Raw genomic sequence first — 14,900 nt, 5'->3', positions numbered from 1 at the left:
GGCCAGTCGGGCGGATACGGCGCGTGACGCGCGGTTGCACGCCGTGACCTCGACGGATCGCGCGGCAGAATGATGGGATGGCCGCGTGACGGCACGAGCCCGAGCGGAGCGAGGAACCATGACCACGGCAAAACAGTCGGTGACCGCGGACCCGTCCGCGCCCGACCACGAGGTGCTCCTCGGCGAGCTGGTCGACGCGTTGCGCCGGGTGGCGCACGGTGACCTGCGGGTACGCCTGCCGCGCCGGGCCGGACTGCCCGGTGAGGTCGCCGACGCCTTCAACGACGTGGTGTCGTTGCAGGAGCGGCAGCACCTGGACCTGCGCCGGATCAGCCGGATCGTCGGCCGCGACGGCCGGCTCACCGAGCGCCTGGACGACGAGGGCCTGGACGGCTCCTGGGCGGAGGGGCAGCGGGCGGTCAACTCGCTCATCGACGACCTGGGCCGGCCCACCACGGAGATCGCCCGGGTGATCGTGGCGGTCGCCGACGGTGACCTCTCCCAGCACATGGCGCTGGAGATAGACGGTCGTCCGCTCCGGGGTGAGTATCTGCGCATCGGCCGCACGGTGAACACGATGGTGGACCAGCTGTCGTCGTTCGCCGACGAGGTGACGCGGGTGGCCCGTGAGGTGGGCACCGAGGGCAAGCTGGGCGGCCAGGCCGACGTGCGTGGCGTGGCCGGCACCTGGAAGGACCTCACCGACTCGGTGAACACCATGGCGTCGAACCTCACCGGCCAGGTGCGGTCGATCTCGCAGGTGGCCACCGCCGTCGCGAAGGGCGACCTGTCGCAGAAGATCACGGTCGGTGCGCGCGGCGAGGTGGCCGAGCTGGCCGACACGATGAACTCGCTCACCGACACGCTGCGGCTGTTCGCCGAGCAGGTGACCCGGGTGGCCCGCGAGGTGGGCACCGAGGGCAAGCTGGGCGGCCAGGCCGAGGTGCCGGGCGTGGCCGGCACCTGGAAGGACCTGACCGACAACGTCAACTCGATGGCGTCGAACCTGACCGCGCAGGTGCGCAACATCGCCCAGGTGTCGACGGCGGTGGCCAAGGGTGACCTGTCGCAGAAGATCACGGTGGCCGCGCAGGGCGAGATCCTGGAGCTGAAGGACACCGTCAACACGATGGTGGACCAGCTGTCGTCGTTCGCCGACGAGGTCACGCGGGTGGCGCGCGAGGTGGGCATCGAGGGCAAGCTGGGCGGCCAGGCGCAGGTGCGCGGCGTCTCCGGCACCTGGCGGGACCTCACCGAGAACGTGAACCAGCTCGCCGGCAACCTGACCAGCCAGGTGCGCAACATCTCCCAGGTCTCCACGGCGGTGGCCAAGGGCGACCTGGGTCAGAAGATCACCGTGGACGCGCAGGGCGAGATCCTGGAGCTGAAGAACACCGTCAACACGATGGTGGACCAGCTCTCGTCGTTCGCGGACGAGGTGACGCGCGTGGCGCGTGAGGTGGGCACCGAGGGCAAGCTGGGCGGCCAGGCCCAGGTCAAGGGCGTCTCCGGTACGTGGCGCGACCTCACCGACAACGTGAACTCGATGGCGTCGAACCTGACCAGCCAGGTGCGGAACATCGCCTCGGTCACCACGGCGGTGGCGAAGGGTGACCTGTCGCAGAAGATCACCGTGGACGCCCGGGGCGAGATCCTGGAGCTGAAGTCGACTGTCAACACGATGGTGGACCAGCTGTCGTCGTTCGCCGACGAGGTCACCCGGGTGGCCCGTGAGGTGGGCACCGAGGGCAAGCTCGGCGGCCAGGCGCAGGTACGCGGCGTCGCCGGCACCTGGCGGGACCTGACGGACAACGTCAACTCGATGGCGTCGAACCTGACCGCGCAGGTCCGCAACATCGCCCAGGTGTCCACTGCGGTGGCGAAGGGTGACCTGTCGCAGAAGATCACCGTGGACGCGCAGGGCGAGATCCTGGAGCTGAAGTCGACTGTCAACACGATGGTGGACCAGCTGTCGTCGTTCGCGGACGAGGTGACGCGGGTGGCCCGTGAGGTGGGCACCGAGGGCAAGCTGGGTGGTCAGGCCCAGGTCAAGGGCGTCTCGGGTACGTGGCGGGATCTGACCGACAACGTGAACTCGATGGCGTCGAACCTGACCAGCCAGGTGCGGAACATCGCCTCGGTCACCACCGCGGTGGCGAACGGCGACCTGGGTCAGAAGATCACCGTGGACGCGCAGGGCGAGATCCTGGAGCTGAAGAACACCGTCAACACGATGGTCGACCAGCTCTCCTCGTTCGCCGACGAGGTCACGCGCGTGGCGCGCGAGGTGGGCACCGAGGGCAAGCTGGGCGGTCAGGCCCAGGTCAAGGGCGTCTCCGGTACGTGGCGCGACCTCACCGAGAACGTCAACCAGCTCGCCTCCACGCTCACCACGCAGTTGCGCGCGATCGCGCAGGTCTCCACGTCGGTGACCCGCGGCGACCTGACCCAGCGGATCAACGTGAAGGCGCAGGGCGAGGTCGCCGAGCTGAAGGACAACATCAACCAGATGATCGTCACCCTCCGGGAGACGACGAAGAAGAACGCCGAGCAGGGCTGGCTCGACTCGAACCTGGCCCGCATCGGTGGTCTGCTGCAGGGCCAGCGCGACCTGGGCGAGGTCTGCCGCATGATCATGATGGAGGTGACCCCGCTGGTGGACGCGCAGCTCGGCGCGTTCTTCCTGGCGGACAGCTCCGAGGGCAGCATGCGGCTGCGGCTCACCGCCTCCTACGGGTACGTGGCCCGGGGGCACGACGTCACGTTCGGCCCGGGTGAGGGGCTGGTCGGGCAGGCCGCGTTGTCCCGCCGGACCATCCGGGTCAAGGCGCAGCCGGACGGGCGCCTCGTGGTGCGCTCCGGGCTGGCCGACACGCCCCCGGCCGACCTGGTGGTGCTCCCGGTCCTGTTCGAGGGCGAACTGCTCGCCGTGATCGAGTTCGCCGGCGTGGCCACGTTCTCCGACCTGCACCTGGCGTTCCTGGAGCGGCTGGTGCTCACCATCGGCGTCGCGGTCAACACCATCCAGGCCAACCGGCGTACGGAGGAGCTGCTGGCGCAGTCGCAGCGGCTGGCGCACGAGATGCAGGACCAGTCGGCCGAGTTGCAGCGCACCAACGCCGAGCTGGAGGACAAGGCGAAGCTGCTGTCCGAGCAGAAGGCCAACATCGAGACGCAGAACCGGGAGATCGAGCTGGCCCGACTCGGCTTGGAGGAGAAGGCGCAGCAGCTCACCCGGGCGTCGGCGTACAAGTCGGAGTTCCTGGCGAACATGAGCCACGAGCTGCGTACGCCGCTGAACTCGCTGCTCCTGCTGGCCCGGCTGCTGGCCGAGAACCCGGAGCGCAACCTCAGCGCGAAGCAGATCGAGTTCGCGCGGACCATCCACGGCGCCGGCTCGGACCTGCTCTCGCTGATCGACGACATCCTCGACCTGTCGAAGATCGAGGCGGGCCGGATGGACGTGGAGCCCACCGAGATCCAGTTCGCCGAGATCCGGAGCTACGTCGAGCAGGCGTTCGCGCCGCAGGCCGAGGAGAAGGGCCTGGACTTCCAGGTACGGGTCAGCAGCGATCTGCCGCCGGCGCTGGTGACCGACGCCCAACGGTTGCAGCAGATCCTGCGCAACCTGCTCTCCAACGCGGTGAAGTTCACCGACAACGGCGCGGTGACGCTGCGGATCGGGCCGGCGGCCGAGAACGCCGTCTTCGACGTGCCGGCGCTGACGAACGCGCAGCGGGTGATCGCGTTCACCGTGATCGACACCGGCATCGGCATCTCCGACGACAAGCTGTCGCTGATCTTCGAGGCGTTCCAGCAGGCGGACGGCACCACCAGCCGGCGGTACGGCGGGACCGGCCTCGGGCTGTCCATCAGCCGTGATCTGGCCCGCCTGCTCGGCGGCACGATCACCGTGTCGTCCGCGCCCGGTCAGGGTTCGACGTTCACTCTCTTCGTACCCGATGTGCTGGCGCCGGACGCGGTGGTGGCGCCGGCGCCGCCGTCGCCGAGCCGCGCGGGCCTGCCGTCGTCGCTGCTCATGCCGATGGAGCTGCCGCAGCCGCAGGAGACGCCGGCCACCCGGCGGCTGGACGGCGTGACCGTGCTGATCATCGACGACGACGTGCGGAACGTGTTCGCGTTGACGTCCGCGTTGGAACTGCACGGCATGACCGTGTTGTACTCGGACAACGGGGCGGACGGCGTCCGCCAGCTCGCCGAGCATCCGGAGGTGGACATCGTCCTGATGGACGCCATGATGCCGGACCAGGACGGGTACGAGACGACCGCGCAGATCCGCCGCAACCACCGGTTCGCGGACCTGCCGATCGTCTTCCTGACCGCCAAGGCGATGCCCGGCGACCGGGAGTCGGCGCTCAGCGCCGGCGGCAGCGACTACATCACCAAGCCGGTGGACCTGGACGAGCTGATCGAGCTGATGGCGTCCTGGATCGGCCGCAGCCGAGGCGAGGAGAACGCGTGACGCAGACGGCCAAGGCCCTGCTGGTGGACGATCGGCGGGAGAACCTGATGGCGCTGGAGGCGATCCTCCAGGGTCTCCCGGTGCAGTCGGTCGCGGTGGAGAGCGGCGAGGCCGCGCTCAAGCAGCTCCTCGTGGACGACTTCGCGGTGATCCTGCTGGACGCCCAGATGCCCGACATGGACGGCTTCGAGACGGCGACGCACATCAAGCGGCGCGAGCGCACCCGGCACGTACCGATCATCTTCCTGACCGCCGCGGACAAGGACGCGCAGCTCGCGTTGCGCGGCTACGCGGCGGGTGCGGTCGACTACCTGACCAAGCCGTTCGATCCGTGGGTGCTGCGGGCGAAGGTGACCGTCTTCGTCGACCTGTGGGTGAAGACCCGGCAGCTCGCCGCCCAGTCGGACCTGGTGCGGGAGCGGGATCTGCAGTGGCGGCACCTGACCGACGCGGTGGACGAGGCGACGGCGCTGCTGCGCGCCGACGACGACCCGTCCACCCGCGAACGCGCGGTCGAGCTGCTGGAGCAGGCGCGCTGGGGCAACACCCGCTGACGGTTCAGCCGCCGGCCGGGCCGCCGTGCCCGGTCGCGGCCCGCCGGGCCCGCCACCGGTCGCCGAGCGATTCCAGTTCCTCCTGTACGAAGAGGAAGAAGTCGCGCATCTCGGCGACCCGTTCACCGGCCGGGGTGCTGCGGCCGTGCAGCGCGTCGACCCCGCCGGCGGCGATGTCGATGAAGTTCTTGTAGAGCGTGGTCTTGGTGATCGTCGCCTCGTACCAGGGGTTGTCCGGCATCCGGTAGCGGTCGCGCCGGGAGCCCTTGACCGGCTCGCGGACCAGCATGGCGAACTGGGTCAGGTAGCGGACCGCGCCGCTGACCGCCGCCGCGCTGACGCCGAGCCGTTCGGCGATCTCGCCCGCGGTGAGCGGGTCGTCGGCGCTCATCACCGTGAACAGGACCCGGGCGGCCATCCGGGGGAAGCCCACGTCGGCGAAGGCCATCGCCATCCGCTCCACGAAGAGGTGTACCTCCTCCTCGTCGTGGCGGAACGGCTCGTTCATGGTCGGCTCCTCGACACTCACCCCGTGACCCTACAGTCTTCACAAGTTTGTGAAACGAGCGTAGCTTCTGAATTATGGAAACGGCAATCGATGTGTCCGGCCTGGTGAAGACCTTCGGCCGCACCCGGGCCCTCGACGGGCTCGACCTGACCGTCCGCACCGGGGAGGTGCACGGCTTCCTCGGCCCGAACGGCTCCGGCAAGTCGACCACCATCCGGGTGCTGCTCGGCCTGCTGCGGGCGGACGCGGGGGCCGCCCGGCTGCTGGGCGGCGACCCCTGGCGGGACGCGGTAGCGCTGCACCGCCGCCTCGCGTACGTGCCCGGCGACGTCACGCTCTGGCCCAACCTCAGCGGCGGCGAGGTGATCGACCTGCTCGGCCGGATGCGCGGCGGGCTCGACCCGAAACGCCGCGCCGAACTGCTGGACTCCTTCGAGCTGGACCCGCGCAAGAAGGGCCGCACCTACTCCAAGGGCAACCGGCAGAAGGTCGGCCTGGTCGCCGCGCTCGCCTCCGACGTCGAACTGCTCATCCTCGACGAGCCGACCTCCGGGCTCGACCCGCTGATGGAGGAGGTCTTCCAGCACTGGGTCCGCCGCGCCGTCCACGACGGACGCACAGTGCTGCTGTCCAGCCACATCCTCGCCGAGGTGGAGGCGCTCTGCGACCGGGTGACGATCATCCGGGCCGGCCGGACGGTGGAGTCCGGCACGCTCGGCGACCTGCGCCACCTGCACCGCACCGCCATCGACGCCGAGGTCACCGCGCCGCTCGACGGCCTGGCCGACCTGCCCGGCGTACACGACCTGCGGGTCGACGGGCGGCGGGTGCGCTTCGACGTCGACACCGCCGCGCTCGACGCCGCGCTGCGCCGGCTCACCGAACTGGGCGTACGCAGCCTGGTCAGCACCCCGCCCACGCTGGAGGAACTGTTCCTGCGGCACTACGAGACGGCGGACCGGGCATGAGCACGCTCACCGGCACCCGCCACCTGGTCCGGCTGATCCTGCGCCGGGACCGTCTCCTGCTGCCGCTGTGGGTGCTGATCCTCGCGGTGCTGCCGATGACGTACGCGGCCAGCTTCGCCGGGCTGTTCCCGACCGCCGCCGAGCGGGCCGCGTACCTGGAGGGCACCGCCCGCAACCCGTCGATCGTCGCGCTGCTCGGCCCCGCCTACGGCGACAGCATCGGCGGGCTGACCGCCCAGCGCAGCGGCTTCCTGCTGCTCATCGTCGCGCTGGCCAGCCTGCTCACCGTCATCCGGCACACCCGCACCGAGGAGGAGGCCGGCCGGCGGGAACTGCTCGGCGGCAACGTGCTCGGGCGGCACGCCGGGCTGACCGCCGCGCTGCTCGTCACGTACGCGGCGGATCTGCTGCTCGGCCTGCTCACCGCCGCCGGGCTGGTCGCGACCGGGCTGCCGGTCGGCGGCTCGCTGGCGTACGGCCTGGTCACCGTGCTGACCGGCGTCGTGTTCGCCACGCTCGGCGGGCTGGCGGCCCAGTTGACCGAGACCGCGGGTGGGGCGCGGGGCATCGGCCTCGCCGGTCTCGGCGCCGCGTTCGGGCTGCGCCTGGCCGGGGACACGGCGGGCAACGACTGGCCGAGCTGGCTGTCCCCGCTGGGCTGGGCCGCCCGGGTCCGCCCGTACGAGGGGGAGCGGTGGTGGGTGCTGCTGCTGCCGCTTGCCGCCACGGCGCTGCTCGCCGCGTTCGCGTACCCGGTCTCGGTCCGCCGCGACCTGGGCGCGGGCGTGCTGCCGCCCCGGCTCGGCCCGGCCGCCGCCGGTGGTGGCCTGTCCGGTCCGTTCGGCCTGGCCTGGCGGCTGCACCGGGGGCAGATCCTCTGGTGGTCGGTCGGGTTCGGCCTGCTCGGCCTGATCCTCGGTGGCGCGGCCGAGGCGGCCGGCCGGTCCGTCGAGGGCAGCCCGCGGATGGAGGAGATCGTGGCCCGGCTCGGCGGGGCGTCCGGCATGGCCGACGCGTACCTGGGCGTGACGCTGAGCCTGGCCGGGCTGGCCGCCGCCGGGTACGGCATCCAGGCCGCGCTGCGGATGCGCGCCGAGGAGTCCGCCGGGCACGCCGAGCCGGTACTGGCCACCGGCACCCGCCGCTCGACCTGGCTGCTCTCGCACGTGACGTTCGCGCTGCTCGGCCCGGTGGTGGTGCTCGCGGTGACCGGGCTGGCCACCGGCCTGACGTACGGGCTGAGCACCGGTGACGTGCCCCGCCAGCTGGGCCGGATGCTCGCCGCGGGCCTGGCTCAGGTGCCGGCGGCGTGGGTGCTGGCCGGGCTCGCCGTGCTGCTCTACGGCCTGCTGCCCCGGCTCGCGCCGGTCACCTGGGCGGTGCTGGCGGTCTGCGTGCTGCTCGGGCAGCTCGGCGCGGTGCTGGAGCTGGACCAGTGGCTGCTGGACCTGTCCCCGTTCACGCACACTCCGCAGGTGCTCCGCGACGCCTGGACCCCCACCCCGCTCTACCTGCTCACGGCCCTGGCGGTGACCCTGGCCACGGCTGGCCTGCTCACCTTCCGCCGCCGCGACGTCCCCGTCCTCTAGCAGCGTTGATCTTGCACTTGCGGCCCCGGCGAAAGGGGTGAATCACCCTCATGGAGGGCCGCAAGTGCAAGATCGCGGAGGAAAGCGAGGGTCGGGCTACGGGGTGGCTTCGTTGCGGATCATCAGGGCGCTGCGGAGACCGGTGATGTCCAGGACGCGGATCAGGAAGTCGCCGACGTTGGTGAGTATCAGCAGGCACTGGGCATGACTGGCCTTGCGGCTGAGCACCACGAGCGTGCCGAGGCCCTGCGAGTCGCAGAACGTGACCCCGGCCAGGTCGAGCACGATGCGCGGGGGCGGATCCGCCAGCACCTCGTTGACCACCGTCGAGAGCTGGGCGGCCGTGAGCATGTCGATCTCACCGGCCAGACGAAGCACTGCTTCGTCACCGGTCCGCTGTACGGCGATGGACAGTTCGGCACGATCCACCCGGTCAGCCTATCGCGATCTCGACCGACGGGCCTGTCGAGCGGATCGCTGGCGGCCTGCCGCCGCTCACCGGGGTGAGCCTGGTAACCCCCGTCGCGGGGTGCGTGCCAGGCAGCACTCCGACGCTGACACAATGGGCCCATCGTGACCGAGACGCTTTCCGCCGGATCCGGCCGCTACCCGGCCGACGCCCCGGCCTCCGAGGCCCTGTTCGACCGCGCCAAGGCCGTCGTGCCCGGCGGGGTGAACTCTCCCGTGCGCGCGTTCCGTGCCGTCGGCGGCACCCCGCGCTTCATGGTCCGGGGGGAGGGTCCGTGGCTCTTCGACGCCGACGGTCGTCGGTACGTCGACCTGGTCTGCTCCTGGGGCCCGCTCATTCTCGGCCACGCGCACCCGGCAGTGGTGGAGGCGCTGCGCGAGGCCGCCACGCTGGGCACGAGCTTCGGCACGCCCACCCCGGGTGAGGTGGACCTGGCCGAGGAGATCATCGCGCGGACGCCGGTCGAGCAGGTGCGCCTGGTCAACTCCGGTACCGAGGCGACCATGTCGGCGATCCGGCTGGCCCGCGGCTTCACCGGCCGCTCCAAAATCATCAAGTTCGCCGGCTGCTACCACGGCCACTCGGACGCGCTGCTCGCCGCCGCCGGCTCCGGCGTGGCCACGTTCGGCCTGCCCGACTCGCCCGGCGTGACCGGCGCGGCGGCGAGCGACACGATCGTGCTGCCGTACAACGACCTGCGCGCGGTCGAGGAGGCGTTCGCCGCCCAGGGGCAGCACATCGCCGCGATCATCACCGAGGCCGCCGCCGGCAACATGGGCGTGATCGCCCCGCGTGACGGCTTCAACGCCGAACTGGCCCGGATCGCGCACGCGCACGGCGCGCTGCTCATCGTCGACGAGGTGATGACCGGGTTCCGGGTGTCCCGCGCCGGATGGCACGGCCTCGACCCGTCGGACGCGGACCTGTGGACGTACGGGAAGGTCATGGGTGGCGGCCTGCCCGCCGCGGCGTTCGGCGGGCGCGCGGAGATCATGGCGAAGCTCGCCCCGGCCGGCCCGGTCTACCAGGCCGGGACGCTCTCCGGTAACCCGCTGGCCTGCGCCGCCGGACTGGCCACGCTGCGGCTGGCCGACGACGCGCTCTACCGGCGGCTCGACGAGACCTCCGCCGCGCTCGGCAAGCTCACCACCGAGGCGCTGTCCGCGGCCGGCGTGCCGCACCGCCTCTCCACCGCCGGCAACATGTTCTCGGTCTTCTTCACCGACGCGGACGTGCGCGACTACGACAGCGCCCGTACCCAGGTGGTGCCGGCGTTCAAGGCGTTCTTCCACGCGATGCTCGCCGGTGGCGTCTACCTGCCGCCGAGCGCGTTCGAGTCGTGGTTCGTCTCGACCGCGATCGACGACGCGGCGTGGGAGCAGATCGCCGCCGCCCTGCCGGTGGCGGCGCGGGCGGCGGCAGCGGCGGGAAGCGGGGGGTAACTATGGCGGAGACCGTGGTGCACGTGCTGCGGCACGGTGAGGTGCACAACCCGGACGGCATCCTCTACGGCCGCCTGCCCGGGTTCCGCCTCTCCGAGCTGGGCGTGCAGATGGCGAAGGCGGCCGCGCAGGCGCTCGCCGACCGGACCGTGGTGCACGTGGTGGCCAGCCCGCTGGAGCGCGCCCAGCAGACCGCCGAGCCGATCGCGGCGCAGTTCGGCCTCTCCGTCGGCGTCGACGAGCGGCTGATCGAGAGCGCGAACTGGTTCGAGGGCAAGAAGGTCTCGCCCGGTGACGGCTCGTTCCGCGACCCGCGCAACTGGTGGGTGCTGCGCGACCCGGTGACCCCGTCCTGGGGCGAGGCGTACCGGGCCATCGCCGAGCGCATGTTCGCCGCGCTGCACGCCGCCCGCGTCGCCGCCGAGGGCCGCGAGGCGGTGCTCGTGTCGCACCAGCTCCCGATCTGGACGCTGCGCCGGCACGTCGAGCGCAAGCGCCTCTGGCACGACCCGCGCCGCCGCCAGTGCGGCCTGGCCAGCCTCACCTCGTTCCACTTCGACGGCGCCAAGATCGTCGGCATCGGGTACTCCGAGCCGGCCGCCCACCTGGTGTCGATCTCGCCGACCGCCCGGACGGCCAAGGGGGCCTGATGCTCACCCGGAGGCTCGCCGCCGCCCTGCTCGCCGCCGTCACCGCCGGTACGGCGCTGGTCGGCTGCTCCTCCGGCAGCCAGGAGAGCCGGTGCGCGGCCGACGGCTCCGTCGTCACCTGCGCACCCGACCAGCGCTCGAAGACGCCGAAGGTCAGCGGTGAGCTGCTCACCGGCGGCGGCTACGACATCTCCCGCGACCGCGGCCAGGTCGTCGTGGTCAACTTCTGGGGCTCCTGGTGCGCGCCCTGCCGTGCCGAGGCGGACGACCTGGAGGACACCTACCAGGCCACGAAGGGCTCCGGCGTGACGTTCCTCGGCATCAACGTGCAGGACAGCAAGGACAAGGCGCTCGCCTTCGAGGAGGGCCGGGTCACGTACCCGAGCATCTTCGACCCGGCCAGCCGGCAGGCGCTCAACTTCGACATCCCGCCGAACACCACCCCGGCCACCGTCGTGCTCGACCGCGAGGGCCGGATCGCCGTGGTGATCCGCCGGGCCGTCACCCGCGACGAGCTGCGACCGATCGTCGAGAAGATCGCCGCCGAGTCACCGGCGCCGAACGGCGCCCGCTGATGGGCGAGACGTTCCGCCAGCTCGCCGAGTCCGGCCCGCTGCTGTTCGCGGTGGGCGCGGCCGCACTGGCCGGGCTGGTGAGCTTTCTGTCCCCGTGCGTGCTCCCGCTGATGCCCGGCTACCTGTCGTACGTGACCGGCCTGGCCGGCGCCGACCTGGAGGGTGCAAGGAAGGGCCCCCTGTTAACGCCTCCGGTAGAGGAAGGGCCCCTTGTTAACAGCGGCGGCGCGAGCGGGGGCGGTGTGGGCGTCGCCGAGCGGGCGGCGCCGGCCCGGACCACCGCGGCCGTCAAGGGCCGGGTGCTCGCCGGCACGCTGCTGTTCATTGCCGGCTTCACAGTCGTGTTCGTCGCCACCGCGATCCTCTTCTCCGGCGTCGGCAAGCTCTTCTTCCGGTACGAGCGCACGCTGGAGATCGTCATCGGCGCGCTCGTGGTGGTGCTCGGGCTCGGCTACCTCGGGGTGATCCCCGGCATGCAGCGGGAGTTCCGCATCCGCTGGCTGCCCTCCGCCGGGCTGCTCGGCGCGCCGGTGCTCGGCGCGGTCTTCGCGCTCAGCTGGCTGCCCTGCACCGGCCCGACGCTCGGCGCGGTGCTCGGCATGGCGGCCACCGAGGGGGGCACCGACCGGGCCGTGGTGCTCGCCGTGGCGTACTGCCTCGGGCTGGGGATACCGTTCGTCGTCTTCGGGCTGGGCTTCCAGCGCCTGCTCGGGGTGTTCCGCGCCGTCCGGCGCAACAGCCGCTGGGTCACCCGCATCGGCGGGGCCCTGCTGATCGCGATCGGCCTGGCGCTGATCAGCGGCGGCTGGGTGAACGTGGTGATCTGGCTGCAGACGAACGTGGGCGTGGGCGAGGTGAGCATCTGATGACGACCGTCGACGACCGGCCGTCGACCCCTCCGGCGCAGGCACCCCGACGGCGGGTCAACCCGGTGCTGGCCCTGCTGCGCAACTCGTGGCGGCAGCTCACCAGCATGCGTACCGCGCTGATCCTGCTGTTCCTGCTCGCCGTCGCGGCCATCCCCGGCTCGGTGCTGCCGCAGCGCGGCGTCAACCCGGAACGGGTCAACCAGTGGTTCGTGGACCACCCCGACCTCGCGCCCCGGCTGGACCAGATCGGCGCGTTCGAGGTCTTCGGCTCGGTCTGGTTCTCCGCGATCTACCTGCTGCTGTTCACCTCGCTGATCGGCTGCATCCTGCCCCGCGCCCGGGACCACGTCCGCGCGCTGCGGATGAAGCCGCCGGCCGCGCCGAAGCGGCTCGAACGGCTGCCCCAGCACACGGTGCTGGAGGCCCCGGCCGCCGCCGACCCCGAGGCGATCGCGGCGGTGCTGCGCGGCCGCCGGTGGCGGGTCACCGTGCGCGGCAACGAGGTCTCCGCCGAGAAGGGCTACCTCAAGGAGACCGGCAACCTGCTCTTCCACGTGTCGCTGGTCGCCGTCCTGCTCGGGGTCGCGCTCGGTTCCTGGTACGGATGGCACGGCAACCGCATCCTGGTCGCGGGCGAGGACAACGCCTTCTGCAACACCCGTCAGCAGTACGCCGAGGCGTCGCTCGGCCCGCGCGTGGACAGCGCCGACCTGCCGCCGTTCTGCCTGACGCTGGAGAAGTTCGAGGCCGACTACCTGCCGTCCGGGCTGGCGTCCCGCTACTGGGCCACGGTGACCGTGGACGAGCCGGGCGGCACGGCGCGGACCGCCGGCTTCTCGGTCAACTCGCCGCTGCGGCTCGGCTCGGCGAACGTCTACCTGCTCGGCAACGGCTACGCGCCGCTGCTGAAGTACACCGACAAGTACGGCCGCAGCCAGACCAGCGAGGCGCCGTTCCTGCGTACCGGCGACTCCAACGCGACCGAGGAGGGCGTGGCGATCTTCCCGGACGCCAACGTCGACCCGAAGACCGGCGCGCGGTCCCCGGACCAGCAGGTCGCCTTCGACGGGCTCTACCTGCCCACCGGGCCGGAGAGCGCGCCGTACGTGGCGTCGCAGTATCCGGCCGAGCGCAACCCGATGGTGAACCTGACCGCGTACCGGGGGAACCTCGGGATGGACGCCGGCATCCCCGGCTCGGTCTACGCGCTGGACCGGCGGCAGATCGACGACGGCAAGCTCAAGGAGATCGGCACCAAGCTGCTGCGGCCGGGGGAGAAGTGGACCCTCGACGACGGCAGCACGCTGGAGTTCGTCGGCACCAAGCCGTACATCACGCTCGCGGTCCGGCACGCGCCCGGGCAGACGCTGCTGCTGGTGGCCAGCGGCACGCTGCTGCTGGGTCTGATGGGCTCGCTGTTCGCCCGGCGGCGCCGGGTGTGGTTCCGGGTTTCGCCCCCGGAGGGTGTATCTCCGACGGGCGGTAGTAGTTTGGTGGAGGCCGGTGGGCTGCCGCGCACCGAGCACCCAGGGTTCGCCGACGAGTTCGCGCAGCTCGTCGCCGCGGTGAGCGGCGACGCGCCGGACGCGCGGCGGGCGCGAGAAGGAGACGAGTGATGTCCGCACTCTCCGACCAGCTGGTCGCGTACGCGATCCTGGTGTACCTGATCGCGATGATCAGCCACGCCGTGGAGTTCGCGCTGGGCAACGCGCGGAAGGTCCCCGCGGCCGCGCCCGCGCGGGAACTGGTCGGCGCGGGCGTCGGCGGCGCCGGCGGCACCGTCGACGAGCCGGCCGCGCCGCCGCGGCCGGACCACTCCGCCGCCCGGGCCGTGCTGGCCGGCCGGATCGCCGGCTGGCTCACCGCGGTCGCCGCCGCCGTGCACCTGGGCGCGGTGATCACGCGGGGCGTCGCCGCCGACCGGATGCCCTGGGGCAACATGTACGAGTTCGTGCTGACCGGCACCTGGATCGGTGTGGCGGCCTGGCTCGTGGTGCTCTGGAAGCAGCCGTGGCTGCGCCGGCTCGGGCTGTTCCTGACGCTGGTGATGGTGCTGCTGCTGGCGTTCGCCGAGCTGAAGCTCTACGTGCCGATCGAGCCGCTGATGCCGGCACTGCAGTCGTGGTGGTTCATCATCCACGTCTCGACGATCATCTTTGCCTCGGGCCTCTTCCTGCTGGGCGTGGTGCCCGCTGCCGCGTACCTGATGCGGGCCGGCTGGGAGCAGGGGCGGCGCAGCTTCCCGTACACCCTGGCCCGCCGCCTTCCGGCGGCGGCCGGGCTGGAGCGGTTGACCTTCACGCTGCACGCCTTCTCGTTCCCGATCTTCACGTTCGCGGTGATCGCGGGCGCGATCTGGGCCGAGGCGGCGTGGGGCCGCGCCTGGGGCTGGGACCCCAAGGAGACCTGGGCGTTCATCTCCTGGGTGGTGTACGCGGGCTACCTGCACGCCCGGGCCACGCCGAGCGTGAAGCGCAGCGTGGCCACCTGGATCTCCATCGTGGGCTTCCTGACCGTGATGATGAACCTGTTCGGCGTGAACTTCTTCTTCACCGGTCTGCACTCGTACGCCGGGGTGTAGTGGCCGGGCGCGCGCTCAGCACCTCGTCCACCCGGCGCGTGACCTGGTAGGCCACCTCCGGCAGGTCGGCCAGTTCGAGGCGGTCGGCCCGGAGCGCGAACTGGGCGTGCAGTTCGCGGGCCACCGCGTCGCGGATCTCTGCCTGGAGTGGGCTGAGGCCGTCCGGGTCACCCACCACGTATGCGTCGTCCATCCGCCGATGATGAACCGCC

At 71.7% G+C, this 14,900-nt stretch carries 13 protein-coding genes; 10 read left to right on the top strand and 3 right to left on the bottom strand.

Annotation, left to right across the window (positions count from 1 at the left end; all coding sequences use genetic code 11):
• Positions 1 to 118 precede the first annotated feature (118 nt).
• Positions 119 to 4,483: a HAMP domain-containing protein gene (locus tag DQE82_RS06690; RefSeq protein ID WP_043327414.1), complete on the top strand. Its 4,365-nt coding sequence runs from the start codon at positions 119 to 121 to the stop codon at positions 4,481 to 4,483.
• A complete protein-coding gene (locus tag DQE82_RS06685) occupies positions 4,480 to 5,037 on the top strand; it encodes a two-component system response regulator (protein ID WP_013283536.1) in 558 nt (185 codons plus the stop codon). The genes DQE82_RS06690 and DQE82_RS06685 overlap by 4 nt, the downstream gene beginning before the upstream one ends.
• A 4-nt stretch (positions 5,038 to 5,041) precedes the next feature.
• Here the strand turns inward: DQE82_RS06685 and DQE82_RS06680 are convergent, their stop codons facing one another.
• On the bottom strand, positions 5,042 to 5,566 hold the full coding sequence (locus DQE82_RS06680) for a GbsR/MarR family transcriptional regulator (RefSeq protein ID WP_223201263.1): 525 nt from the start codon (positions 5,564 to 5,566) through the stop codon (positions 5,042 to 5,044).
• Between the two features lie 53 nt (positions 5,567 to 5,619).
• On the opposite strand from DQE82_RS06680, the gene DQE82_RS06675 reads away from it, so the two are divergent.
• Together DQE82_RS06675 and DQE82_RS06670 are read left to right on the top strand one after the other, a co-directional pair.
• Positions 5,620 to 6,513: an ABC transporter ATP-binding protein gene (locus tag DQE82_RS06675; protein ID WP_069088713.1), complete on the top strand. Its 894-nt coding sequence runs from the start codon at positions 5,620 to 5,622 to the stop codon at positions 6,511 to 6,513.
• Entirely contained in the window at positions 6,510 to 8,102 is a 1,593-nt protein-coding gene (locus DQE82_RS06670; RefSeq protein ID WP_069088712.1) for an ABC transporter permease, read from the top strand. The genes DQE82_RS06675 and DQE82_RS06670 overlap by 4 nt, the downstream gene beginning before the upstream one ends.
• A 96-nt stretch (positions 8,103 to 8,198) precedes the next feature.
• Here the strand turns inward: DQE82_RS06670 and DQE82_RS06665 are convergent, their stop codons facing one another.
• Positions 8,199 to 8,531: an STAS domain-containing protein gene (locus tag DQE82_RS06665; RefSeq protein ID WP_043327409.1), complete on the bottom strand. Its 333-nt coding sequence runs from the start codon at positions 8,529 to 8,531 to the stop codon at positions 8,199 to 8,201.
• A 144-nt stretch (positions 8,532 to 8,675) separates the two neighbouring features.
• Between DQE82_RS06665 and hemL the strand changes: the two genes are divergently transcribed.
• The 6 genes from hemL to ccsB are packed head-to-tail and all read left to right on the top strand — an operon-like array spanning position 8,676 to position 14,688.
• Positions 8,676 to 10,013, top strand: coding sequence for a glutamate-1-semialdehyde 2,1-aminomutase (gene hemL, locus DQE82_RS06660; RefSeq protein ID WP_043327407.1), 1,338 nt, complete (start codon positions 8,676 to 8,678; stop codon positions 10,011 to 10,013).
• A 2-nt stretch (positions 10,014 to 10,015) separates the two neighbouring features.
• Entirely contained in the window at positions 10,016 to 10,663 is a 648-nt protein-coding gene (locus DQE82_RS06655) for a histidine phosphatase family protein (protein WP_013283542.1), read from the top strand.
• Positions 10,663 to 11,238 (top strand): TlpA disulfide reductase family protein, encoded by a 576-nt coding sequence (locus DQE82_RS06650; RefSeq protein WP_030500717.1) that lies wholly within the window; start codon positions 10,663 to 10,665, stop codon positions 11,236 to 11,238. Before DQE82_RS06655 ends, DQE82_RS06650 begins: the two co-directional genes overlap by 1 nt.
• A complete protein-coding gene (locus DQE82_RS06645) occupies positions 11,238 to 12,104 on the top strand; it encodes a cytochrome c biogenesis CcdA family protein (RefSeq protein ID WP_064448401.1) in 867 nt (288 codons plus the stop codon). Before DQE82_RS06650 ends, DQE82_RS06645 begins: the two co-directional genes overlap by 1 nt.
• On the top strand, positions 12,104 to 13,723 hold the full coding sequence (locus DQE82_RS06640; RefSeq protein WP_113972219.1) for a cytochrome c biogenesis protein ResB: 1,620 nt from the start codon (positions 12,104 to 12,106) through the stop codon (positions 13,721 to 13,723). Before DQE82_RS06645 ends, DQE82_RS06640 begins: the two co-directional genes overlap by 1 nt.
• A complete protein-coding gene (ccsB, locus tag DQE82_RS06635; protein ID WP_043327400.1) occupies positions 13,723 to 14,688 on the top strand; it encodes a c-type cytochrome biogenesis protein CcsB in 966 nt (321 codons plus the stop codon). The genes DQE82_RS06640 and ccsB overlap by 1 nt, the downstream gene beginning before the upstream one ends.
• On the opposite strand, the gene DQE82_RS06630 is transcribed toward ccsB, so the two are convergent.
• Positions 14,657 to 14,881, bottom strand: coding sequence for a hypothetical protein (locus DQE82_RS06630; RefSeq protein WP_043327397.1), 225 nt, complete (start codon positions 14,879 to 14,881; stop codon positions 14,657 to 14,659). The two genes, ccsB and DQE82_RS06630, sit on opposite strands and share 32 nt — an antisense overlap.
• Positions 14,882 to 14,900 lie beyond the last annotated feature (19 nt).

This window comes from Micromonospora sp. LHW51205 (assembly GCF_003315815.1).
Classification (GTDB): Bacteria; Actinomycetota; Actinomycetes; order Mycobacteriales; family Micromonosporaceae; genus Micromonospora; species Micromonospora chalcea.
This window is presented reverse-complemented; position numbering and strand designations above follow the sequence as displayed.

Excerpts from the sequence above, each read along its gene's own strand:
- DQE82_RS06670 (WP_069088712.1), top strand. The coding sequence starts at position 6,510 with ATGAGCACGCTCACCGGCACCCGCCACCTGGTCCGGCTGATCCTGCGC.
- DQE82_RS06675 (WP_069088713.1), top strand. The coding sequence starts at position 5,620 with ATGGAAACGGCAATCGATGTGTCCGGCCTGGTGAAGACCTTCGGCCGC.
- DQE82_RS06630 (WP_043327397.1), bottom strand. The coding sequence starts at position 14,881 with ATGGACGACGCATACGTGGTGGGTGACCCGGACGGCCTCAGCCCACTC.
- DQE82_RS06650 (WP_030500717.1), top strand. The coding sequence starts at position 10,663 with ATGCTCACCCGGAGGCTCGCCGCCGCCCTGCTCGCCGCCGTCACCGCC.
- DQE82_RS06655 (WP_013283542.1), top strand. The coding sequence starts at position 10,016 with ATGGCGGAGACCGTGGTGCACGTGCTGCGGCACGGTGAGGTGCACAAC.
- DQE82_RS06690 (WP_043327414.1), top strand. The coding sequence starts at position 119 with ATGACCACGGCAAAACAGTCGGTGACCGCGGACCCGTCCGCGCCCGAC.
- ccsB (WP_043327400.1), top strand. The coding sequence starts at position 13,723 with ATGTCCGCACTCTCCGACCAGCTGGTCGCGTACGCGATCCTGGTGTAC.
- DQE82_RS06640 (WP_113972219.1), top strand. The coding sequence starts at position 12,104 with ATGACGACCGTCGACGACCGGCCGTCGACCCCTCCGGCGCAGGCACCC.
- DQE82_RS06645 (WP_064448401.1), top strand. The coding sequence starts at position 11,238 with ATGGGCGAGACGTTCCGCCAGCTCGCCGAGTCCGGCCCGCTGCTGTTC.